The sequence below is a fragment of the Pedobacter sp. HMWF019 genome (assembly GCF_003061025.1).
GTDB lineage: Bacteria > Bacteroidota > Bacteroidia > Sphingobacteriales > Sphingobacteriaceae > Pedobacter.
Map to the genome: position 1 here is coordinate 1 of NZ_QAIL01000217.1, position 25,283 is coordinate 25,283.

A 25,283-nucleotide genomic window follows, 5' to 3' on the forward strand; every position below is an offset into this window, starting at 1 on the left:
ATTGAAAAGTAACCAATGAAAAATCTTATCTACAGTGCTGCCTGTGGGCTGGTCAAGTCTTTTAATCTCGAGAATGGAAATCTCTTTAGAGTCGAGGTAATAAAGTGTGTCAAAAACAATTTGCATAGGTTTCTTGTGTGCCTGCAAATTTAATATTTATGTTTAAAGACCAAATTGATAAATTAAAAAAATATGACCTGGAATAGTTACCAGTCCATTTTATGGCAGTCGTACCCGCATGATCTCACCAACCTTATTATTTCACAACGTTTTAAACCATCGGTTTCTACTCTTAGGACTTTTTCTTCATCAGTGAGGTCCACAGACCAGTTTTGGATTTCTCTTTGTTTGTCGAAGATCTTTTTCAACTGAGAAAGATCTTCGACAGACTCGATATTAGAGACGAAAATGAAAACGTTCATCATGGAGTTTTTATTTACCAATATTTAATTCCAGTTAACCTGGCCATTTCTACTTGCGCAAGGCAGAGCTGATATTCATACTGTAATTTGGTCAGTTCTGCTTTTTGGACATTTGTACTCGCACTGGTTAATTCCAGGTTTGTACCTATACCATTCTTGTACCGGCTTTGAGCAAGTTTTTGTGCTTCTTTGGCTTCTGCAACCTGACCTCCGGCATTTACCAGGCTGGAGCGATTGCTGTTGATATCAGTCAATACCTGTTTAATATTACTCTTAAAAGTATTATTCAGTGTCTCCTGTGCGAATCTGGTTTGCTTCAACTGGCTTTCTGATAGTCTTTCCTGCTTTTTTGCACGGCCTCCCTGATAGATTGGGATATTTAGGGTTACACCTGCGGTATAATTGTATCTGAAGCGGTCAATGTCTGGTGCATAGCCGTTTATATATCCAGTTCCGGCATTTAGTGTCAGGGATGGCTTTCCGCCCGTTTTACTTACAGCAAGTTCCGCTTCGGCCTGGGTAATTCTGTCTTTAATGAGCTTAAATTCAGGGTTGTAATTCCATGCGTGTTCCAGTGATTGTTCTGCTCCGTCTTCTAATCCTTGTACAGGAAAGGTAAAGCCAAGTGGAGCTTTATCCATCTTCATTCCTGTAGTATATTCCATCAGGATATATTGTTTGTCCAGTGAAGTCAGGAGGTCAATTTTTCTATTGTTTTCCTGGTCGATACTAGACTGTATAGAGAGTACATCATATTTTAATGCATCTCCATTTTTGTATTTAACCTCGGTATCCTTTTTATTTCGCTCCAGAAAATCGATCACACTGTTCTGGATTTGTATAGCTGCCTTTAAATAGGCAATCTGGAAATAGATGTTCGAAACTTGCGCTGCCATTTGGTTTTTATTATAATCCAAATTGTCTTTAGCGAGCATAAGACCTGCCTTGGCCCGATCTACACCGGCCTTTACTACGCCAAAATCCCAAAGAGTATAACTGCCATTTACAGAAGTCTTATAATTGTTTTTTGGCATGATCTGAAAGCTAAGTGATTGTGCACCGGCAGGTATGGAGATCTCAGATACCGGATTGATGTAGTTGTAGGTTCCTGTTGCCTGGAAGGACGGCAGACCGGTGGCTTTAGCAAGGGTAATCCGCTGTTGTTCTACATCTATAGCTTGTCCAAGTTCTTTAAACTGAGGAAAATAATTGAAAGACTGGTTGATAAAAACAGATAGATCTCCGACGGTTTGCTGCTGTGCATATAATGAGCTGCAGCTGAAGACGATAATGAATATATTGAATAAACGTTTCATAGTATTTTGTAATGATAAATTAATGTGCTGCTGCTGCTACTTTTGCCCTGGTTTCTGCATCCATGCTCTCATTTTTAAGTAAAAGCATAAAAGGAATGGTACACACAAAGAAGACGGCTATTAAAAGAAAACCGTCCAGATATGCCTGCATTTGTGCCTGGTTGGACAAAGCATGGTCTAAAATCCCATAGGCACCTTGTTTTGCTGCTATGGGATTTACGCCTTTTGCAACCATACCCTGGGTAATTCCATTTAGACGCTCTGTGAGTAAGGGATTGTTGTTCTGTAGATTGGAGACCAGATCGGAGCGGTGTGTAGCGAAACGATTGGTGGAATAGGTATTCATAATCGCAATCCCGAAGGCTCCTCCTAACTGTCTGAACATATTGTTTAAGGAAATCCCATAGGGCATATCCTGGGGTTTTAATCCTACTACGGCCTGACTTAAAAGAGGTACAGTTAAGCAGCCTGTTCCCACACCCCTGAAAATTTGAGGCAGGGTGAACCACCACCTTCCTGATTCTGGTGTTGCAAGTGAAGAGGTATACCCATGAAGGATAAATAGGGTAAAACCAATGATGACAAAATATATAGGCTTTATCCCTTTGCCAAGTCCTGCCCCTATGAAGGGCATAGCAAAGATGGTAACCAATGCACCCGGTACCATAGAAAGCCCAGCTTCTGTTGGCGTATAGCCCATCACGCGCTGTACCATAACGGGAAAGAGATATACGGATCCGAAAAGACCAAAACCACAAACAAAAGTGAGTACATTACTGCCAATCAGGTTTCTGTTTTTCATTACCCTCAAGTTAATCGCAGGTGTTTTGGTATGTAGTTCCCACCAGATGAAAAAGCCAAGGCCAATTACTGCGGCAAGGGCTAGATATCTTATCGACTGTGCCTGAAACCAGTCGTCAGATTGTCCCTTTTCCAGTATATACTGAAGTGCACCCACACCAATGGTTAAGGAAAGTATACCCACATAGTCGATCGGGATGGCTTTCTTATTGATATTATATTCATCGGGTTTTTTGTCAATGAATTTCCAGGTCAGCAGTGCTGCGGCTATACCTATTGGAATGTTGATGTCAAAAATTAATGCCCAGTGGTAATTGTCTACAATATAGCCGCCCAGGATAGGGCCGATAGTTGGACCAATTACAATACCCATTCCAAATATACCTCCGGCAATTCCTTTCTCCTCAGGTTTGAACTGATCGAAAAGGATTCCCTGAGATACAGATAATAGCGCACCACCACCTATACCTTGTACGAATCTCCAAAGGACCAGCATCCACAAGGAGGATGAACTGCCGCACATATAAGAGGATAGGGTAAATATGATAATGGAAGCAAGGTAATAGTTCTTTCTGCCGAAATATCTGCTTAAAAATCCAGTTAGGGGAATAATGATCACATTTGCAATGGCATAGGCTGTTACGACCCAGGAAGCATCTTCCAGTGTGGCACCTAATGTTCCGCTGATGTTATTCAGGGCAACGTTAACAATAGAAGTATCAATTAGTTCCATTACTGCAGCAGTAATGGTGGTAATGACAATAATGATTTTAATGTATTTTGACATCTGCTTCTACGCTAAGTCCTGCTTTTAAAATTCCGGTAAAAGTTTCCGGGCGATCAATCTCAATGGTTACTGGAACTCTTTGGGTAACCTTCACAAAGTTCCCTGTAGAATTGTCGGGGGGAAGCAAAGAGAATTTTGCACCGGTGGCATCACTGAAGCCAGATATTTTACCAGATATTTTATGATCAGGATAACCATCTACTTTAATATCTACGGGTTGTCCAACTTTCATATGCTCTATCTGCGTTTCTTTGAAATTGGCTACAATCCAGTATTTGTCATTGCTGATTAAGCTAAAGAGGGGTTGACCACCTTGTACGTATTGTCCTTTTTTTAAATTCGTTTTACCAACTTTTCCACTTGCCGGTGCAATGATCCGGGTATAAGAGAGATTAAGTTTAGCTTTTGCCAGAGCGGTTTCTTTGGCCGCAACAGTGGCTTTAGCCTTTTCAATCTGAGCTTGTGCTGTACCAGTTTGCGTGCCTGCCTGGGTTACTTTACTGCGACTGGAAATTAGTAGTTTCTGAGCGGTTTGATAGGCTGATTCACTGTTTTCAAACTGACGCTGTGTAATGGAGCCTTCTTTAAACAGCGCTTCATCCCGTGCTACGTCTCTTTTTGCTTTTTGCAAGGCAACCTCCTCCACACTGACTCCGGCAGAAGCAACTTCTTTGTTGGAGCCAATAGTAGGGATTTGGGACTCAGCACTGCTGAGGTCTGCTCTTGCAGCTAAAAGATCTGCCTCTGCTTGCTGTACCGCAAGGATATATTCTGAATCATCAATTACTGCAAGTGTGTCACCTTCTTTAACCTGCTGGTAGTCCAAAAGAGAGAAATGATCAATGTAACCCGCAATGCGGCTCAGTACAGGAACTGAGTTGGTTTCAACCTGCGCATTATCTGTACTTTCAAAATTTATAGCATGATTAACTTTACTAAAAGCGAAATAGCAAACGACAATTGCCGCTACACCTAAACCTGCAATTTTTGCTGTTTTTACAGCGGGAGATTGTTTTTTTTCTTCTTTTTCCATGATGTTATTTAATGTCACAAATGTAAACTAAGTTGACTATATTTGTCAACCAAGTTTACTAGTTAAAAGGAAAAAGACATTATGATGACAATAAGTAATTGTTAAAAAAAGACTAATTTTACCACTATGGAAAACCGTATGAATGAAAACGACAGAGTCCTGTTCAGAATAGTCTATCTTCTAAGGCGACTGACCGATAGATGGGCTTCTATAAATTTATCAAAAGTTGCTGCCCAGGAGTTTAATGTTACTTTTTTGCCTTATTTTATGAATATCGGTGAGATCGGCGTATCCAACCACGATCTGGTCAGAACGATTAAGGTGACTAAACAGGGTGTAAGTAAAACGGTTAAGGAGTTGGAGAATCTTGGTCTTGTTTATACAGAAAAGAGCGATACAGATGCCAGGTCTATCATGATTTATCTTACCGAATCAGGCAGGACGCTCTTTGATGTCATAAAAGAGCATTCCGAAAGTCTCCATGATGAATACAGGAAGCTTGTTGGAGCTAAAAATTTTGAACTGATGGTCGATACGCTCCTGAAAATTATAGCTTTTCATGAGCGTATCGAGAAAGATGAGCAATAAATTTCAGGCATCAGGCAATATCTATTTCTTTGGCCAGATAAACATCCTGAATGGTATGTAGGAATTCAACTCCTTCATTGAAAGGACGTTGAAAAGCTCTTCGGCCCAAGATAAGACCTGTGCCGCCAGCCCGTTTATTGATGACAGCATTTTTAACAGAATCCCCCAGATCAGATGCACCTTTCGATTCCCCTCCTGAATTGATCAGTCCGGCACGGCCCATATAACAATTTGCTACTTGGTACCTGCATAGATCGATTGGGTGATCTGTTGTTAACTGACTGTATACTAAAGGATCCGTTTTGGAGAAATTTATTGTAGTAAAGCCTCCGTTTACATCTGGCATCTTTTGCTTAATGATATCTGCCTGTATGGTTACACCAATATGATTAGCCTGCGCTGTAATATCGGCAGCCGACTCATAATTAATTCCGTCCTTTTTAAAATCGTTGTTACGGCAATAACACCAGAGTACGGTAACCATACCTAGATCATGTGCTTCTTCAAATGCCCTGGCAACTTCTACAATCTGACGATCGGACTCTGCCGAGCCAAAATAAATCGTTGCACCTACGGCCGCCGCGCCCAGGTTCCAGGCGTCCCGAACGGAACCAAACATAATCTGATCATATTTAGTGGGATAAGTGAGTAACTCATTGTGGTTCAATTTCACCAGGAATGGAATTTTATGTGCATATTTTCTGGCTACTGCTGCAAGATTTCCAAAAGTAGTGGCTACCGCATTAGAACCACCCTCAATAGCTAATTTTACAATATTTTCCGGATCAAAGTACATGGGATTCTTTGCAAAGGAAGCTCCAGCAGTATGTTCAATCCCTTGGTCTACGGGGAGAATCGAAACGTATCCTGTTCCTGCCAGTCTTCCATGATTATAAATGGAGGCCAGATTTCTAAGCACTTGTGGATTACGGTTACTTTGAACAAAAACCCTGTCAATAAAATCAGGTGAGGGTTGGTGAAGTAATTTTTTATCAAATGTGGTGCAGTGGTGATTTAAAAGTGTATCGGCATTGCTGCCTAGTAATTCAACAATTTTCTGAAAAGCCATAACTGTGTTTTTTTAAGAAACGAACTGGGAGGCTTTTTTGTTCTTAAAAACAATTATTTATCATCTTGTCCTTATTTCTATAGCTTATTTATAAGTTAACATTGCCTTAATAAAGTCAAAGATTTCGCCTGTTACTTTTGTTGCTAAAGAGTTTCTTAGGTTAAAGCATGGCGAAGACACTGAAAGATTTACCAGATTCTATTTTATTGAAGAAGTACGGCGAGGGCAATACCATTGCCTATAATGTGCTTTTCAAGAAATACTTCGATGCTTTATATGGCTTTGCATTAAAGAATGTAAAAGACAATTGTGTTGCTGAAGAGTTGGTAATGGATGTGATGTTAAGTCTCTGGAAGAAGAAAGGTGATATTCAAGTAGAACGAGATCTGAAAGCCTACCTTTTTCGATGTATTAAAAATGCAATCTATAACCACTACAGAAAAAAAATTCTTCCTACAGTATCCCTGGAGTTTGTATCTGAAGATCATGGCTTGACTTCAAAAGCGGCAGACTATGAACTGGACAGTAAAGAACTGGAAAAGATCTATCGGGAAAAGCTTGGTCAATTGAGCCCTCAGCGGCGCAGGGTTTATGAAATGAGCAGGGAAGAAGATATGACCTATTCTGAAATTGCTAAAAGTATGGACCTCTCCGTAAATACCGTGGAAAATTATATGGTGGCTTCACTTAGTTTCTTCCGCAAGCACTTAAAAGAACATGCAGATTATACACTAATCATGATCTTCTCCTTATTCTTCCTGTAATCTAACTTCACTGAGCTTATACTCCCCTAAAAATATTTTATTTTTTTCCTGTCTGATAGGTGGTCCTCCTTAATAATTGTGTTTTACCTATTGAACAACAATTAGAATGCAGGCGGAGAACACCTATAAAAGATTAATAAGAAAATACATTCATAACGATTGTACACCAGCAGAACTGGAAAGTATAAAAGAATTGATGAAGCTTCCACAAGCACAACGTCTTTTTGACGAGGTTCTTAATGAGCGCTGGTCAGGGCTTGAAGCGGAGCTGGATCTGGACCAGCCCCGTTTAAATCACAAATTACAACAATTCTATAACCGTTTGCAAAAAGACGAAACTGAGCAGGTACAGGTTAAAGTCTCCACCGGATTTTTTGAGAAAAAAACTTATCTGAGGTTTGCAGCGGTGCTTACGGCAGCTATACTGAGCTTGGGAACCTATGGATTACTTCAATTAAAAAAAAATCCTGCCAAAGAGCAGCTTGCTATTCATGAGGTTGCAAATCCGCTGGGGCAACAATCCAGGATCGTTTTGCCCGACAGTTCAGAAGTTTTTCTTGGAGCAGGGAGCAAGCTGAAATTTCCAGAGCGATTTAGTTCCAAAACACGGGAGATAAGTTTAGAGGGGGAGGCCTTCTTTCAGGTCACTAAAAATCCACATAAACCTTTTATTATTCATACAGGAACGGTGCAAACCAAGGTATTGGGCACGTCTTTTAGAATTGAAGCTTTCCACGGACTTCCACTAACTGTTTCTGTTGCGACAGGTAAAGTAAGGGTGGATGATTATAGAGGTGTTGAAATTCATTCGCTTGCAGTCTTGCTCCCCGGACAGCGGGTTTCTTATGATTCTGAAAAAACTAAGCAGGAATCAGTAGATATAGAAGAGGTTAAAGGCTGGAAAGATGGCCGTTTAGTTTTCAGAGGGGCAAGTCTTAGAGAAATTACCAATACGCTGGAACGCTGGTATAATGTAAAGTTTGATTATGGGAATCCTGGGAAATCATTGGAAAAGATCAGTGTGCTTTTACAGGCCAATGTTCCTTTGGCGAAAATTATGAAAGTTTTGAGTGCTACCGGCCACTTTAAATATAAAATAGATACAAATCATGTCCGCATCCATTAACAAGATAAGTACAGAAAGGATAAATATGTAGGGGTTCTTTACTAAACAAACATTCCCCGCCAAAAGGCGGGGAACGAATTTAATGTTATAAACCGTGTGATTTCGACGTCCTCCGGTTTATCAATCAATTTTTAACAGATCAATCGCTTTGCAGCGAATTAACCAGTAATGTTCAAAAATATGCAAAAAGGATTAAATGTATGTCCTTCAATTCGATTTATTATGAAATGCTCTTTAATTCTCATTGCGGCCCAGCTTACTTGCATAAGTATGCTACTGGCCAGTAATGTGAAGAGTCAGGATCTCGATCATAAAGTAGACTTGCGGCTGGAAAATGTAACTGTTGCACAAGGCCTGTCGGCCCTGGGTAAACAGAGCAACATCAAATTTTCCCTGAGAGAACAGTCCGTTCAAGCGGTCAAAAAGAATATAACCCTGGTGGCCAGTCAGATCACCATAAGAGAGGCCATCCAAAAATTACTGGCCAATACGAATCTTCAGTATAAACTGGTGGAGGGTTATGTAGTTGTAGACAGTAAGCCAGTACCTATTATGGTTACAGGTACAGTAATTGATGAAAAAACAGGAGAAACCCTGATTGGCGTTGGAGTAAGAGTTAAAGGTGCAAATACTGCAGTGTCTACCGATATGAATGGTAAATTTCGTATTTCTGTACCAGAAGGTGGCGCGACATTGGTTTTCTCCTATATAGGTTATCAAAGCAGAGAACTTAAAGTAGATGCAGGAACAAAAGACCTGCGTGTTTTATTAAAGACTTCTGCTTTCCAATTGGGAGAAGTAACCGTACAGGCCAGAAGAAAAACCAATACGGAGGTAGCTGTACTGGATGAGCGTAAGAAATCGGCCGTCGTGCAGGATGCAATTTCTGCAGCACAAATCGAACGTACTGGAAGTATTACGACTACGCAGGCCTTACAGAAGGTTGCCGGTGTTACCATTACTGATGATAAATATGTAGCCATCCGCGGATTGGGCGATAGAAGTGTGGTCGGACAGCTCAATGGTGTTCGTCTGGCTTCTTCCGACCCGGATCGGAGTTCTATTCCTCTGGATCTTGTACCTGCATCTTTATTAGATAACATTACAATTTATAAGACCGTTACACCGGATAAACCGGCTGATGCCGCTGCAGGTATTGTGGAATTAAAAACAAAATCAGTACCTGATAGTATGGTGGTTGATTTCGTTGCACAATCGGGTTTTAATTCCAATGTCGGGATCGGCGGAAAATACAACAGCTTTTACAATAGTGATATGGGCTTTCTGGGAACTAAGATCAATAAAAAGAACTTATCTCCAGATTTCTTAAAGCTTGAGCAGCAATACAAAGGAGGTCAAGCAGAGATTCAGCGCATGATTGCCAACAGTAACTATAGTGCAGGAGTCAAACAGGAAGTAAACCGCATCAATGGCATTATGCAAGGTTTTGATCCGGTATTGACCACAAGGTACCAGCAGGCACCGGTCAATCAGCTTTATTCTGCTAGTTTTGGTAACAGTTATACCCTGTTCAAGAAACATAAATTAGGCGTTATTGCCGGTGCCAACTATTACCGTAGAATTACAGATATTTCGGGTGGAGAGGTTCAGCAATACAGCATCTATCAAGGCGTGGTAACCGGGAACCCTCAGATTAGAAGTGCAAGAACTATTCCCAATTACATTACACCAAACAGTCTTTTTATGGGTAAATATCAAACCTATAAAGAGAACACAGGTACCGAAACTTTGAATTATGGAACCTTGCTTGGTTTAACCTATCGCTTTAACCCGCAACATGAGATCAGCATGCAATATTTGGGCAGCTGGGGAGGTGAAACCCAGGCTTCCAATATGCGCGGTTCTTATGAGTATACCGATTTGCCTGGTGATGTGAACAGTACAGTCTATTCCCTGAGACAATCTTACCGCAAACTGAATACATTCAATTTACAGGGAGAGCATAAATTCCTAAAAGGCGAGTATTCCCCAAGGTTAAGTTACAATGTTGCAAGCTCAAGGGCTAGCCAAAATGATCCGGATTACCGTTTTGTAAATCTGATCGATTATACACCTAAAGGTGGTGCATATATCGGCATACCTTCTTCAGATCCAAGAAATGTGAATCCAGGATCGGTTTATACAGACCATTTATATGCACTGTCTTCTGGTTATGTAAACGGATTTGGTGCATACGGGATTATCCAGGCGGAGCCAAATGGACGCAGATGGCGTAACCTGGATGAGAAAAATTACAATTATAAAGCTGATGTAACTTTACCTTTTAAGCTATTCGGAACAAAACAGGAGTTTAAAACCGGGGTCAATTATTTAAACAGGAAACGTGTATTTAATGAGAATGTCCTTTTTCTGCCGGGCTCTAACTTCTCTTCTATGTATAGTTTGCCACTATATTCTGTCGAAGGAAACCTGGACCGTTTAGTGAGCAATGAGATCATCGGAATCCGCCCGATAAGTTCAGGTAATGGCGAAGGCTCAGGTCCTGTAGGCGGATTTTTATACAACAGTCAGAAATCACCAAATAACTATAAAGGTTTCTTTGAAACCAAAGCTGCGTATGCCATGGTCGATTTGAAAGTAACCAAAGATTTAAGGGTTACAGGTGGTGTCCGTTTTGAGTCTACAAATATCCAGTCGGCAGTAGATACCTCCGGTGTCTTTTTAGATCCATCGTTAACTATACCGGGCCCTGATGGTACAAGGGTTCCTTTAACGCTAACCAGTCCAAATTCAGTTTATAAAGTAGGCTATAAACCTTACTATTCCTTAAACGCAACGTATAACTATAAGGAAAATATGAATTTCCGAGCTGGGTATAACACTACGCTAGCCAGACCGGAATTAAGGGAAATCACCAATGTATTTGAGTTTGATGCTTTCCAGATGGGATTGGTTGTCGGAAATCCCAACTTGATCAACCAATCTACTCAAAATCTTGATTTTCGCTGGGAATGGTTTCCAAATAACGGAGAAGTGGTTGCCGTATCTCTGTTTGGTAAGCGCATTAAAAATCAGTTGTATAAAGTCTTTAATTTACAGACCAGTGGCCTTGCTGCCACGTATCCAGAGTACCCGACCATCAGATTTGAAAATGATCCGAACATCGGTAAAGTATGGGGACTTGAACTGGAACTCGTTAAAGACCTAGGCAGACTTTGGGACCCGCTCCAGAATTTCTATGCAGGTACCAATCTTTTACTGGCGCAGAGCGAGATTAAAAAATCAGCCGAACGCTTAAAAGCAAACCGCTCTTTAGACCGTCATGCACCGGATAACAGTCCGCTTTTTGAGCAGGCACCCTATTCAGTAAACGGATGGTTAAACTACAACAACAAACGCTCTGGCACCAGCTTAACCGCAACATTTAACATGATCGGTGAGCGGTTGGTACAGATCAACCTGACCGGTGAACCTGATTTGTATACACGCCCTGTACCGGTACTGGATTTTGTATTCAGTCAGCGTATAGTTAAAAGGATCACGTTCAAAGGCTATGCAAAAAATATCCTCAATCCATCTGTAAAAACCGTTTACGCAAATCCGGGTACCGGTGGCAGATGGTATGGCAATGAATACATAAACCGTAGTTATAAGCGCGGAGCAGAAATTATGATGGGATTCACTTACAACTTGTATTAACCATGAGCGCATTAAATAGATATACCAAACATTTTTTTCAGCTCAGCTTACTTGTTGCAATGGCATTTAGCGCTTGCAAAAAAGACAAGCTGGATATGAATTACGACAACCGGAAAGTAACTGACCCCAGTAAGGGTTCTATGGTCAGGATTGTAAACCTGGCGGGTTACAACCAGGTTCAGGCTAACGGCGATACGCTGACCAATTATGTGGTGAGAGACCCGCAAGGTCCGATAGCTGATAGTTATCCGGCGACTAAATATTTCAGGGATAATGGAAGACTGGGCTCCACCTGGATCATACAACAGGATTTGTTTGGCAAAGGTGCATTAAAGCTGTTGACTGAAGACGTCAGTTTCGCGGGTAGGGGCCAGCCAACAGTGTTTACGGTTACTGATGAGCAGCAGCCGGTAGATTATTATCTGCCGACAACCTTATTACCCGGACAGCCTGCTTACATGAAAATACCCAGAGCGGTTTCAGCACCTTCAGATCCTTCTAAATTTAAAATAAGGATTCTTAATCTTACTTCTGCAGTAAGGTCAGCTGATCAGGTAGAAGACCTTCGGGTGCCATTGAGCCTTTCCTGGGCAGATGGTACATTGGTGAGTGCGAAAACCAATAACATCCAGCCGGGACAATATTCAGACTATGTGGAATTGCCTTATGGTGCCATACAGTTTAAAGTACTTACGGCACAGGGATACCAGGTTTCAGGAGCTAATGCGGACGTGATCAGTGCGGTAAATTCTACACTTGTAATGTCGCCTAACCTAACCTACGCACCGATAAAGACCTTTTTTCCAGGTGGGATCTATACTTTGGTGATCTCAGCGAGACAAACGGCTATCCCGTATCCAGGTTCATCAACAGGCGAATCCTATAAGGTTTTACAAAATACCTTTCAGATCATTAATGATATAGCTGATCCTGCAAATTTGACGTACAGCCGTTTACAGGCAGTAAACGCAATGCCAGGAATGGATGGTGTAAAAATTAGGGTGAACGGGCAGCCGCTTGGCATTGCAATGCCGTATACTGGCCATACCGATTATCAGTCTTTTATCATAGGCGATTATAAAATTGAAGCCATCAGCGCATCAGGGGCTAAACTTGCCGAGACCCAGCTGAAACTGGAAGCGAATAAAAACTTTAGCCTATGGTTTTATCCGGGAGTAAATGGCAGTCCCGTGATCCAGGCTGTTGCAAACGATTTGAGCGGTAACTACTTTGCGGGGGGAACCGATGATGCTTCGTCTGCCTACTATAAACAAGCCTTTCCTTTTAATATCCGCTTCCTGAATTTCTGTCCGGATTTCCCGTATTTAACGGTAACTGGAAATGATGGAGCTGCTTTTAACGGGCTTTTTCCGGTAGATCCTAATGCGGTAAATAATCTGATGCCCGGAGTTTTGCCAATAAACGCGCCTTATGTAAGCATGCGCCAGGAAAGTGCGGCTTATCAATTGATGGCTTTCCGTTCTACTCCGGCCATTATTCCAGGCAGCTGGGCAAAAGACATTTCGGTAATTACCGGGCAAAATCTGATTACCAGACCAGAGTTGTATGTCAGAACTGGCTTGCCGAATCACGAACCAGGTATATATACCGTCGCGTTGGTTGGTAGTACCAAAACAAACACCCCGGCGACACAAAAAGCTAAAATGATTATTCTGAAACACAATAAATAAAATTTTTATGTCACGATTAAGAATACACCAGCTTGGATTTTACATAATGGTTATGCTGTTTATAACTGGGTGTAGCAAAGTAGACTATATAAAAGTAGACAATCCGGCCTACCTTAGGGTATTTAACAGTCTGAATTATGTACAAACGCTGGATAGTAAAGATCAGGAAGTTCCCTTCCTGGCCATGCTGATCGATCCGGTGATGGACGGAAACGGAATGCCGGTTTCTACCACAATCCTGGGTGATTTCCTAGACCAACGTGCGCCTTATGCACCGCCTTATCCTTCGCATATAGGAAACAGTACCTCTGTGAACAACCCGGAATATCCAGGTAAAGAGGATGTACTGGTAGGACCTGTACTAAACGGTTTCGACCTGAGCAGCTGGGCTCAGATCCCATCAGGAAAGCACCGGATCGTTTTTATGTTCCGGCCAAAAAACAGTGTGCCTTTCTTTAATCTGGAACCAAAACTTAAAACAAAAGTCCTGATTGATACCACCATCGTCTTAGACGAAAAAGAAGTATATACGCTCAATGTATTGCAGAAAGATTACCAGACGAAGAAAAACGGCGTCCTTTTGAGACACGAAAATTTCTATAAGCTCCCGCTTTCTGATTCTTTGGTGTATGTTAATTTTTATAACCTGAGTTCCAAAGGATACTGGCAGGCAGACTATACGCAGAAGGGTGGAGGTCTTGGAAATAAGGGCGCATTGGGTGAGGGGATCCGTGACAGGGTGAATGTATTTTATAGCCTGTACAGGAAAAACAATGCAGAATCCGGATTGAGCAATTATTTGGGTAAATACCTGGGAGAAATGAAACGCAACACCGGGGAGGCAGATGTAAGTCCTTATTACAGTTTTCCTTTGTTTGCAGACCCATTGTCTGATGGTATCTATACCGATATCTGGCAGCGTTTGGATGTGCTTGCACCTGGAATGGATCCATCCAGCAAACCTTATGGAGGTATTGACCAGAGAACAAACAACAACTGGGCTCCGATATCCTGCTTTTCTAATGGAACTGTACGGCCTGCAATCACGAGTGACGAGAATTCTGTATTTCTGCCCAATATGATTGTGAACATCCATTCCGGCAAATACAATCCGCGTTCTTTTGCTACGGTAAATACCATTGAAATTGTAAATGGTAATGTTTACCTCACTACAATTCAAAGAAAATACGCCCCACCTATATACAAATAACCACAAGAAGATATTATACGATGAAAGCAAATCTATCATTAAAAACTTTATTTTGCTATTTGCCAGTCTTGCTTTTACTGTTCTTAAATGGATGTAAAAACGACGACCTGGACGTAGTTAAGGTGAATGAGAACGTCAGGTCGGGGGCGGATTTTATAAAAAACAATTACCAGCTGACCCTGTTTTCTGCAGCTATTGAAAAAGCGGGAATGTCCGATCAGCTCAATGGAGCAGGGCCATTTACCTTTTTGGCACCTTCTGATGCCGCATTTAATGCCATTGGTATTTTAAGGGCATCGGATCTCGATAAAATGAACCGAGATAGTTTAAAGGCGTTGGTACAGCGTCATGTGCTCAGCCGGCGGGTGTTGCTGCAGGATATTCCTGTAAATGGAGTAGACGTACGGTATAATACCTTGGCCGGTACGCAAGTGTATACCAGTCTGGCGAGCTATTATAAAGGTGATATCAACCTGCCCATTAATGGTCTTTATTATAATGGGGCATATGTAGACCGTAAAGATGTTCAGCTGACCAACGGAAGTTTGCAATTGCTCAATAAGGTGATGAAGTATAACTCTGGGACTGTTCAGGACTGGCTGAAAAAAAATGCGCAATACAGCATTTTTATAGCTGGACTAAAAAAGTTTGGCCTTTGGGACCAATTGGCAACAACCGGACCGTACACTGTTTTTGCACCCACCAACGCAGCTTTTGAAAGCGCCGGACTTACTGCTGCAGCTGTTGAAGCTTTAGTTCCTGCAGACTATGATGGAAACCGTCTTTTTGGAGCTTACATTCTTAATGATAAGCATTTTTTCATCTCAGATGTACAGGTGTTTTCTGCTTTTAGTGGCCAGAATTCTTATCTCAAAGAATTGGACAATGACGTATGGTGCATACAATTGAATGTAAACCAGGGGAACGATATGACGCTTCGTTACTCCCTGCGTCTAAAAAAAGCAAGGACAGGCTTTGACTATACTAATGAATCCGGCGGTAATGACTCCATGGCCAGTACAGATTATCTAACGGATAACGGAATAGTGCATTCCAGCGACGGAGTCATTGCACTGCCTGGTGAAACAAGGAAACAATAATCCAACAGAAAACCGTATTAACGATTACAAACAATGAACATTAAGAAATTACATCATAATTCCAGGAGATTTAGCTTGCTTGCTTTTTGTATGCTGGTGCTATTGGCGGCATCCTGCAAAAAGGCGGAGTTTGTGCCTGTGCCGGAAGGGGCAATCGTTCCCACTGATGAAGCTACTGCGAGTTTGAAAGAAGTACTGAATGCCAGTACCCATACTTTATTTAAGGCAGCATGGGGGCGCAGTACCATGGACGCTAAACTTAAAGCTTATGGCGAAAGGACCAAGTTTACCCTTTTAGTACCTACCGATGCGGCTTTCCTTGCAGATGGAATGACCTTGGAAGTGATCAACAAGACCGCACCAGAGGTGCTGGACGAACTATTGATGTACCATACCATTGCGAGCAGCCTAGACATTAAAGACCTCGGGCAAAGATTGGACAATACAATGGAAATGTCCATCTTATCGAATCCTGACCTGCGTGTTAAACCCATCTCGCCCAGCAATCCTTACGGGTCTGAGCCTTATTTTTACAGACAATATCTTAAAGTTCAAGGCGGAAATTTATACATCAATGGAAAAGATGCCGGAAAGATTTCGCCGGTACCGGCCAGAAATGGCATCTTTTGGCCGATCAGCCGTGTGTTGCACAAACCTACAAAAACGATGCTGGAAGTGCTGCAACAAGATGGTCGGTTTGGAATTTACCTGGAGGTATTGCAAAAGTGTTCAGACCTTTATTTAGAGATTTCTGAAGGTTATATAGAGCGCCCATGGACTAGTGGTCTGGTGATTGAGGATCAGGGGTCATTTTACCCGAATATCACTTTTGGTTCTGTATTGGCACCAACAGATGCTGCCTTTCGGGCTGCAGGTTTTGCGGATGCAGATGCCGTAATGGCAATGAACGAGCAGCGTGGCCTGCCATATTTAGATTGGGACCTTGGAGTAGTCGTGGGTATGTTTGCATCCGACTATATGTTAACCTACCACCGCTGGTCAGACCTGATCTATCCAGTGGGTGAATACGGAAATGCAGGCCGGGCAAATTCAACAGCTTTCTATAGTAACGACCTGAACAATGAGGTGTTGGCAAACTATGTCCTGCGTGATAACGGAGGTAATGGTAATAATATACCTCCATTGATTATGCCAATGGAATTTGGCAAAAACGCAAATGGAGCTGTGACCATTAAAGCTAAAGGATCAACACATCCGCTAGCAGTCGTAATAGATGGCGATATCAATACCCTTATGGGGCCTATCCATGCGGTAGATCATCTCATTCCAACTGCTGATTTTAAGTTTTAACTGGAAATTTTTCGCTAATAAGACCAAAACAAATGAATACTAATTTGAGACTCAAGCCGCTGTTCTTACCCTTGCTGTTCCTGGTTGCAGGATTGGGTGCTTGTAAGAAAGCAGAAAATATAGTAACCCCAGATTCCGGCAGCATCTCCAGGGTAATTGCCGATAACTTTAACCTGTCTATATTTAATGCAGGATTAGTTAAAACAGGGTTAACGACTAAATTACTGGAAGAAGGTCCCTTTACTGTGATTGCCCCTAGTGACGATGCATTTAAAGCTGCGGGGTATAATACCACTGCAGATATGATTGTTGCTGAACCGGCAGTTATTTCACCTATCATGAGGTACCATGTTTTAAACGGGCGCTTTGACTTTAGTACCCTGCCTTTTTTGTTTAACCAGGAAATCCGCTCTTATAATGGCGGTAAACTTTTCGTCACCCGCTGGGTAAAAGGTCCGGATACGATACTGACCATCAATGGGGCTGTGATGCTGACGAAAAATGTAAAAGCATCTAATGGTTTGGTCCAGGTGGTCAACAGGGTATTGCAACCTTATACCTTTGAACATGTAGTGGAAGTAATTGCAAATGACAGAGATCTCAGCTTGTTTTATCAGGCGTTACAGCGTGCTGGTTTAACCGAAATGCTCGGTAAAAATGAAACTTATACCATCTTCGCACCAAATAACGCAGCAATGAAAGCTTATGGATTGACCTCCCTGCAGGATATTGAAGCAAAAGATCCGGCAGACTTAGGCCGCATGTTGCGATATCATATCCTTGCCGATCGTCGTTTTGTATATGATTATATCCTGAGTTCGGGTAAGGAGATTCAAAGCCAGCAAACGATGGTGGATGGCAACTCCATTACCATAAAATTAGTAGCGAACCCAAGTGCTCCGGGCACTTATTCCGGGATAACATTACAGGGAACAGGAAATACAACGGGTGTAGAAATTTCAAAAACACAACGGGACGTACTTGCAGGAAACGGTGTTGTGCACACCATTCAAAGTGTGCTGAGGATCACACAGTAAACCATAATTAAGATTTTACAGATGACATTATATCAAACATTCAAGATAACCATCTTGCTGCTCTTTCTTCTGCTTCCTTTTGCGGGTATTGCGCAGGAAACCAGCGGTACGTTAAATGGTACCGTATTTGATGCGACGGGGCAAGCCTTGCCGGGCGCCACCGTAATCGCCATTCACCGACCTTCAGGCACTAAATATGCCACTTCGGCCGATGGTAAAGGACGTTATTACCTGCCCAATTTGCGCATTGGCGGGCCCTACAGTGTAGAGGCGGCCATGATCAGCATGACCAGCGATAAAAAAGAAGGAATCACCATCCGTTTAGGGGCTTCGATCTTATTGAACTTTGCGTTGAAAGACCAGGCACAGCAACTGGGGGAAGTGGTGATCAAAGCGACCAAAAGAGGGGCGCAGGCCAGTACTTTTGGTTCGGGCAAGAACATCAGTGCCGACCAGGTGAAGAATATGGCCACGGTTTCCCGGAGCATCACCGACATCACCAGATTAGTGCCCCAGGCCACCAAAGACAACAGTTTTGGCGGTACGAATTTCCGCTATAATAACGTGACCATAGATGGTGCGATCAATAACGATGCGATAGGATTCAGTCCATCTTTGGGCGGCCAGTCTGGTACCTCTGGTATGGCCGGAAGTTCCACCCGTACCAATCCGATCTCTCTGGATGCGATAGAAGACATGCAGGTATATCTTGCTCCATATGATGTGAAGATCGGCAATTTTACCGGGGGATCGGTGAATGCGGTAACCCGCAGCGGTACCAATACGCTCAGTGGCTCGGTGTACGGCTTTGGCCGTAATGCAGCCCTTACAGGTAAGGACCGCGTGGGTACACTAGGGAGGATGAACAGCGATTTCTACGATTACCAGACCGGCTTTCGCATCGGCTTTCCACTGATCAAAAATAAGTTGTTCTTTTTTAGTAATGAAGAAATCACCAAAAGACAGGATCCAGCGCAGCTGAAAGCCGGCCAAGCCGAAACCGCTCAGATCCTGAGCCTTGCCGATGCCAATGCAATCAGTGGCTCTAACCTGATGGCTGCCGGTACAGCCGGAGATTTCAATACCTATTCCAAATCGCATAAATTCTTTAACCGTTTGGACTGGAATATTAATGACCACCATCAGCTGGCTGTGCGGAACAATACCATTATCTCCGAAGCAACCCATATGGACCGCGACCAGCAGGATTTTCGTTTCAGCAGCATGGGCTTTTTACAAAAGAACAACCAGAGCTCTACGGTAGCGGAGCTGAAAAGCCGCTTTGAACATGGTCTTTCCGGCAATTTATTGGTGGGTTATACCCGTGTGAACGATTCCAGGGACCCTTTGGGCGATCCGAGTCTTCCCCAGGTGCAGATTGCCGGGCGTACCCCCGGCACCACCATTTACCTGGGCACAGACCGTGAAGCGAGCATTTTTAACATGAAGCAGCGGACATTGGAACTGACCGCGAATCTGAGCTGGAACCTGGGCAAACATACCCTGACCATAGGTACCCATAATGAGCTGTACAAGATCAATTACGGATTTGTAAACGCGTGGAACGGCAGGGTCGATTACCTGAGCATCGAAGATTATTTAAGTAACAACCCTTACCGGGTACGTGGGGCGTATAACTATACCAACAACAACCGGGAAGATATCCTGGCCAATCCAGGTGCGATTTTTAATGTGAATATGTACAGCGCCTATTTCCAGGATGAGATCCGGGTATCGGACAAATTGAAAGTGATCCCGGGCATAAGAGCGGATATGACTGATCTGCCCACCAAACCCGACTTAAGCGATAAAGTACAAACAGCAATGGCCGATCCTTATTTCGGAACGACCTACAACTATACCCCTTTAAGCAGAATCGGAAACAACTATCTGAACAAAGTACAGTTGTCTCCACGGATCGGCTTCCGTTACGACTGGCTGGGCGACCAAAGCCTGATCCTTCGTGGAGGCGCGGGTCTGTTCACCGGCCGGATCCCAATGGCCTGGATTGCCTATGCCTTTTACAATACCGGTGACAGTTTCGGTGGCTTTGACCAGAAAGCAGACCAGAAACCCTTTGTTCCGGGCAGTAACCCTTTGAAAGGTGGAGCGAATGGAATCGGTGATTTCATTGCGGCCAATGGTACTGTAATCAATAACCGCAACAGTGGTAAGACTCAAGCCGATCTGATCGACAATGGTTTTGTGATGCCGCAGGTCTTGCGAACGAGCTTAGGCCTCGATTATACCATTCCCAGCCAGTGGAAATTCACGCTGGAAGGCATTTACACCAAAAACATCAAAGATGTGTTGTTCCAGCAGTTAAACGTACAGGACAATCCGACCTATTATGACTATGATACGAAACGTCAGCAACCGATCTATAGCGGAACGGTAGACCCGCGTTTTTCCAATACCTATTTGCTGAGCAACACCAGTAAAGGTTATCGTTACAGTCTGACCGGAAGCATTAGCAAAAGCATTAATGATGTGCTGCAGGCCTCAGTTTCTTACACCTATGGTGCATCCAAAGACCTGTCCAACGGGGTAAGGAACTCGATGGAATCCAACTGGCAGCTGAACCAATCGCTGGTGCCCAATAACCCGACATTAGCCAACAGTAATTTCGACATCCGAAACCGGATCGTGAGTACCATCAGCTATAATAAGGTCTGGAGCAAAACGAATAAAACCAATGTCTCGCTGTTTTTCAGCGCACAATCGGGCAGTCCGTTTACCTATGGCATTGTGAACAACAGTGTACAGGGTTTACCACAGCAGGTTTCACTGGCGTATATCCCTCAACGGGAGGAAGCGGTCCGTTTCTTTAAGGATAGAACCAGCGGTGGGCAGACCATTACAGCAGCTCAGCAGGCCGCAGCTTTTAACAAGCTGATAGATGAGGATAAATATTTAAGCAGCCGAAGAGGTGATTTCACTGAACGGAACAAGGGGCGTACCCCATGGAATATGCAAGCAGATCTGCACATTTCCCATGATCTTTTTGTGAGTCCGGCAGGTAAACAGTTCATCACCCTGACGGCCGATGTGATGAACCTGACCAACCTGATCAGTAAAAGCTGGGGGATCCAGTACTTCTCGCCCAATACGTTCAACTCGACCTCCAGTTTAGGCTTAACACCAACCTTGTTTCCGCCGCAACAGAACACGGGAGGGTATCCAGTGTATGAATTTACTTCACCAGGAAAACCTTACAGTATAGATTACTACGGTTCCAGGACCCAGGTACAACTGGGAGTCAGATATACTTTTTAATAGAAGAAGATGAACTTACATATTCAAAATGAAATGAAGAAACAGTATAATATGAATCCGTCTGTGCTCTACAAATGCTTATATGGTCTGTCGATCATTCTATTGTTGTTTGCAGCTTGTAAAAAGAACGAGAACCAGCCAGTAAAAGAACCGGTTTCTGTTAAAGAATACTATCCCAATAGTGGTGCTCAGGGTACACTGGTTACTGTGTTGGGTAAAGGGTTTGGAGATAAAATAGAGGTCGTGTCGGCCACCTTTTCGGGTAAAGATGCAAGGGTGATCAGTGTAACACCTGATGCTATAACGGTACAGGCTCCGGTAAACGGACAAAGTGGCGATGTTGTAATTAAGGTTAATGGTGAGGCCTTATCCATCGGTAAATATACCTATCAGGAACTTAGCGTACAGAAAATTGATCCGGCAAACGGAGGAGCAGGTACGCTGATGCGGATTTCCGGGACTGGATTTAGCAGTTTATCCGGGCCGGCAAAAGTTTTTATTAATGATAAAGAAGCCAATGTGGTCAGTGCCAAAGACACTTTATTAATTATTCAAGTTCCTGCAGCCGTTGGTTCCGGCCCGGTAAAAGTAGTGGTGAATGGTAAAGAGGCCTCCGGCCAGTCTTTTAAATTTCAATCCATTACAGCGATCAAACCTTTAACAGGGGGCAAAGGAACCAGGGTCCGTGTAAACGGTTCAGGTTTTGAGACACTTGCAGCGGGTAACTATGTGGATTTTAATGGTAAAGCTGCGCTGGTACAAGAAGTAGCAGAAGACCATTTGGTTGTTGTTGCTCCAGATGGGGTAACAACGGGACCTTTGTCAGTTACTGTAAATCAACAAAAAGTAGTAGGACCGGCGTTCACGGTAGTTGCCGCGCCTGTGATCACGAATGTAACGCCATTGAGTGGTCCGGCAGGAGTATTAATGACGATTACAGGAACTACTTTTAGTACGATTGCTGATGAAAATAAAGTGAATATTAATGGTGTTAATGTACCAATAACGTCTGTAACGGCTACAAAAATTACCTTAAATATTCCAGGGAATACAGGCAGCGGTAAAATTTTATTAAGCGTAAATGATCAGTTGGCACAGGGCCCTGATTTTAAAGATCAAACGCTTGGTATTTCAAAATTAAGTCCGGAAAACGGTTTAGCCGGTACCCGAGTGACCATCACTGGTACAGGATTTAATACTACTGCAAGTCAGAACCAGGTTACGTTTAATGGTACGGCAGCTAAAGTGGAAAGTGCTACAGCTACAAGTTTAGTTGTGATTGTACCGGAAGGATTTACCTCAGGCCCACTAAAGGTTACCGTAGCTGGAATAATGGCACTTGCACCGAAAGATTTTAACCGTTCGGGTATCATTACTGTGGCGGGCGGAATTGGTAGTCCTGATCTGAAACTAGACAATTTTAATATAGGTGGTCTGGTCTCGGATAGTAAGGGAAATTTGTTCGTAATGGAACCAGACTACCATCGGATCAAGAAGATTACTCCAGATGGAAAAGTAACTTTGTTTGCCGGTAGCCCATCAGGCACACGGGGAGACAGCGATGGGCAGGGCAGTGCGGCATCGTTTAGTTTTGGTTATAATATGGGTATATCTATAGATGCTAATGATAATTTAATGGTAAGTGATAGCAAAGGTATCCGTAAAGTTACCCCGCAAGGTCTGGTGAGCACTTTTGCTACTGGTTTGGGCAACAGTTACAAATCTACTGTTACTGATGGAATGCTGTATGTACAAAGAGGAAGTTATTCCGGATACTGGAAAATTGACCAGAATGCTGTTAAAACTGGATTAAACACCGGAGGTTATTCAGAGGATAACCGGCCTGTAGTGAACGGAAACCTGCTTTATCATGTAAATAGTAATGGAGGAGTTATTGATGTTTTCAATCTCACGACCTTACAAACCAGTTCCAATTGGGTAACTGGCTTAGGTGCTGTTAGTGCTTTGGTATATGACGGTCAGGGTAATATCTATATAGGTGGCAGGAGCGATAATGCGATCAGAAAAGTCAATATTGCGACTAAAGAAGTCACCATAGTTGCGCAGTTTTCGCCGGGCAGTAATATCGATGGAGCGTTTAGCGATGCGAAATGTGGTAATATCAGCGACATGACCATAGATAAACAAGGCAATGTTTATTTTATTGACGCGACTAATAATGCAATCAGAAAAGTCTTCTTTAAATAGTCTTTAAAATTTTCTAACGATCTCTAACGGGCTGGTTGGAAACCAGCCCGTTTTTTTATTTCTATTTTTTAGAAAACAATTAAACCAAAACTATTTTTATCAGTCATAGCTATTGAAACCGATACGATACGCTTAACCAAAACCTGCTATGACTTTAAAATTCTACTCTTTTAGTACCGTTACCTTACTGCTTGGCCTTTCTTATTTACCTGTATTTTCTCAAAAACTACCTTCTGCCCAGGAAAAGAGTTTAATTGCGCCTGCAGATATCAGAATTGACGGAAAAAATAAAGAATGGGGCACCGGGTTCCAGGCTTACAATAAGAGTACAAACCTCCAGTATACCATATGCAATGATGATAAAAATTTATACCTCGTTGTAAAATCCACTGATGTGCTGAACAACAGGAAGATCCTTGCGGGGGGTATTACCTTTGGTGTAAATTCTGATGGTAAAAAGAATGAAAAAGAAAGCATCCAGCTCACCTTTCCTGTGATCACAGCTTCTGCAGGCTTTCGAGGTGGAAGAGGCGGAGGTGGTGGCTTTGGCGGAGGTGGACGTGGTCAACGAGGTGGTGGACAAGGAAAAGGTCAGGGGAAGGCGATCAGGGAGTCTGCTAAGGAAAGAGATTCCATTATGGCTGCCGGTCAGAGGAGCCAATTACTCCAGGCGAAGGAGATCAAACTTAAAGGTTTTAAAAACACAACCGATTCGGTGGTGTCTATCTATAATGAATTTGGTATTAAGGCATTTGCTTCCATTGATGGAGAAAATGCCTTTTTTTATGAAGCAGCCATTCCATTTGAAGCCCTGGGCATTACAAAGGGTTATACCGGAGTTTTGGCTTATCAGATTCTGCTGAGCGGATTGCAATTGAAAGATTTCAATGGCGGTGGCGATCCCGAACTGACCAGCCCAACAGACTTCTGGGGCAAATATACTTTGGCTACAAAGTAATACACAGACACACAAATAAACCAAACATACCTTTTTATGAACTATTCTTATGCGCTATTGCTGTGCCTTTTTTTTAGTTCCATGTACGTCCGGGCGCAGCGACCCGGGAAGCAGGAACTTCCGCCCCCACTTGCCCTCAGGGAAATCAGTGGAATTGTCAAAGACTCTACAGACCTTGGAGTCATTGGGGCTACTGTAACCCTCACTTCTCCTAAAGACACTTTAAAAGTAAGTACCAATACCGATGGGATTTTTGTTTTCAAAAATGTAAAGTCTGCAACTTATACATTGATGGTGCAAAGCATAGGTTATATCCCTACTAAAGCCATGCGTTATAAACAAAATGACGCTGTTGCAAGAATTGTCATGGATCCAATTGTCCTTCAGGAGCAGAAAAACAACCTGAACGAGGTGGTGATCAATGGGACGCCCTCCATCACCTATAAAACTGATACGGTTGAGTACAAGGCCAGCGATTATATTGTCCGGCCTAACTCAACTGTAGATGAACTGCTCAAAAAAATGGAAGGAATGGAGGTTGGGAATGATGGTACACTGGTTCACCAGGGACAGAATGTAACCAAGGCCAAACTAAATGGAAAAGAATATCTGGGCGGCGATATCGCCAATGCAATTAAAAACCTGCCTGCTGAAATTGTGGATAAGATCCAGATCGTAGACGATTATGGAGACCAGGCTGCAAGGACCGGGATTAAAGATGGGGATCCGGAAAAGATCCTGAACATCACCACCCGGGTAGATAAATCTGTTGGAAATATGTTGAGCGTTAATGGTGGTGCAGGAAACAACAAGCGCTATGACGCCGGGCTATTTGGTACCCGCATCAATGGCAATCAAACGATTGGGGTGAATGCCAAATTTAACAATACAGTCAATGGTGTAGCTTCCAGTGGTGATAATGGCGG

The 25,283-nt window shown here is 42.9% G+C and carries 18 protein-coding genes; 13 read left to right on the forward strand and 5 right to left on the reverse strand.

Annotated elements, in window-relative coordinates:
* Positions 1–206: 206 nt before the first annotated feature.
* From DBR11_RS12980 to DBR11_RS12995, 4 genes are read right to left on the reverse strand one after another with little or no spacing between them, the layout of a single operon-like run.
* The gene (locus DBR11_RS12980) at positions 207–425 is read right to left on the reverse strand and encodes a hypothetical protein (protein ID WP_108553095.1); all 219 of its coding nucleotides are present in this window, start codon (positions 423–425) and stop codon (positions 207–209) included.
* Positions 426–436: 11 nt separating this feature from the next.
* Positions 437–1,738, reverse strand: coding sequence for a TolC family protein (locus DBR11_RS12985; protein WP_108553096.1), 1,302 nt, complete (start codon positions 1,736–1,738; stop codon positions 437–439).
* 19 nt (positions 1,739–1,757) lie between these two features.
* Positions 1,758–3,326 carry a DHA2 family efflux MFS transporter permease subunit gene (locus DBR11_RS12990; RefSeq protein ID WP_108553097.1) on the reverse strand — a complete coding sequence of 523 codons (1,569 nt, stop codon included), beginning with the start codon at positions 3,324–3,326 and terminating at the stop codon, positions 1,758–1,760.
* Positions 3,310–4,359: an HlyD family secretion protein gene (locus tag DBR11_RS12995; RefSeq protein WP_108553098.1), complete on the reverse strand. Its 1,050-nt coding sequence runs from the start codon at positions 4,357–4,359 to the stop codon at positions 3,310–3,312. The genes DBR11_RS12990 and DBR11_RS12995 overlap by 17 nt, the downstream gene beginning before the upstream one ends.
* A gap of 126 nt (positions 4,360–4,485) precedes the next feature.
* On the opposite strand from DBR11_RS12995, the gene DBR11_RS13000 reads away from it, so the two are divergent.
* A complete protein-coding gene (locus tag DBR11_RS13000) occupies positions 4,486–4,947 on the forward strand; it encodes a MarR family winged helix-turn-helix transcriptional regulator (protein WP_108553099.1) in 462 nt (153 codons plus the stop codon).
* A gap of 10 nt (positions 4,948–4,957) precedes the next feature.
* Here DBR11_RS13000 and DBR11_RS13005 read toward each other — a convergent pair whose 3' ends face one another.
* Positions 4,958–6,016, reverse strand: a complete 1,059-nt coding sequence (locus DBR11_RS13005) for a class I fructose-bisphosphate aldolase (RefSeq protein WP_108553100.1) — start codon at positions 6,014–6,016, stop codon at positions 4,958–4,960.
* A gap of 167 nt (positions 6,017–6,183) precedes the next feature.
* Here DBR11_RS13005 and DBR11_RS13010 point away from each other — a divergent pair, with 167 nt between their 5' ends.
* From DBR11_RS13010 to DBR11_RS30155, 12 genes are all read left to right on the forward strand, one after another.
* On the forward strand, positions 6,184–6,780 hold the full coding sequence (locus DBR11_RS13010) for an RNA polymerase sigma-70 factor (RefSeq protein ID WP_108553101.1): 597 nt from the start codon (positions 6,184–6,186) through the stop codon (positions 6,778–6,780).
* A gap of 106 nt (positions 6,781–6,886) precedes the next feature.
* Positions 6,887–7,906 (forward strand): FecR family protein, encoded by a 1,020-nt coding sequence (locus tag DBR11_RS13015; RefSeq protein ID WP_108553102.1) that lies wholly within the window; start codon positions 6,887–6,889, stop codon positions 7,904–7,906.
* 222 nt (positions 7,907–8,128) lie between these two features.
* Complete coding sequence (locus DBR11_RS13020) at positions 8,129–11,566, forward strand: TonB-dependent receptor (RefSeq protein WP_233260742.1); 3,438 nt, start codon at positions 8,129–8,131, stop codon at positions 11,564–11,566.
* Between the two features lie 2 nt (positions 11,567–11,568).
* On the forward strand, positions 11,569–13,257 hold the full coding sequence (locus DBR11_RS13025; protein ID WP_108553104.1) for a DUF4397 domain-containing protein: 1,689 nt from the start codon (positions 11,569–11,571) through the stop codon (positions 13,255–13,257).
* Between the two features lie 52 nt (positions 13,258–13,309).
* Positions 13,310–14,467, forward strand: coding sequence for a hypothetical protein (locus DBR11_RS13030; protein ID WP_233260743.1), 1,158 nt, complete (start codon positions 13,310–13,312; stop codon positions 14,465–14,467).
* 20 nt (positions 14,468–14,487) lie between these two features.
* Positions 14,488–15,567, forward strand: coding sequence for a fasciclin domain-containing protein (locus DBR11_RS13035; protein WP_108553106.1), 1,080 nt, complete (start codon positions 14,488–14,490; stop codon positions 15,565–15,567).
* Positions 15,568–15,600: 33 nt separating this feature from the next.
* A complete protein-coding gene (locus tag DBR11_RS13040; RefSeq protein WP_108553107.1) occupies positions 15,601–16,878 on the forward strand; it encodes a fasciclin domain-containing protein in 1,278 nt (425 codons plus the stop codon).
* 32 nt (positions 16,879–16,910) lie between these two features.
* A complete protein-coding gene (locus tag DBR11_RS13045) occupies positions 16,911–17,915 on the forward strand; it encodes a fasciclin domain-containing protein (protein ID WP_108553108.1) in 1,005 nt (334 codons plus the stop codon).
* Positions 17,916–17,936: 21 nt separating this feature from the next.
* Positions 17,937–21,191, forward strand: coding sequence for a TonB-dependent receptor (locus tag DBR11_RS13050; RefSeq protein ID WP_108553109.1), 3,255 nt, complete (start codon positions 17,937–17,939; stop codon positions 21,189–21,191).
* Positions 21,192–21,200: 9 nt separating this feature from the next.
* Positions 21,201–23,399 carry an IPT/TIG domain-containing protein gene (locus DBR11_RS13055; protein WP_108553110.1) on the forward strand — a complete coding sequence of 733 codons (2,199 nt, stop codon included), beginning with the start codon at positions 21,201–21,203 and terminating at the stop codon, positions 23,397–23,399.
* A gap of 148 nt (positions 23,400–23,547) precedes the next feature.
* Positions 23,548–24,357, forward strand: a complete 810-nt coding sequence (locus DBR11_RS13060) for a hypothetical protein (RefSeq protein ID WP_108553111.1) — start codon at positions 23,548–23,550, stop codon at positions 24,355–24,357.
* Positions 24,358–24,393: 36 nt separating this feature from the next.
* Positions 24,394–25,283 (forward strand): beta-sandwich domain-containing protein (locus DBR11_RS30155; protein ID WP_233260747.1); only part of this gene is annotated, 890 nt, incomplete at its 3' end.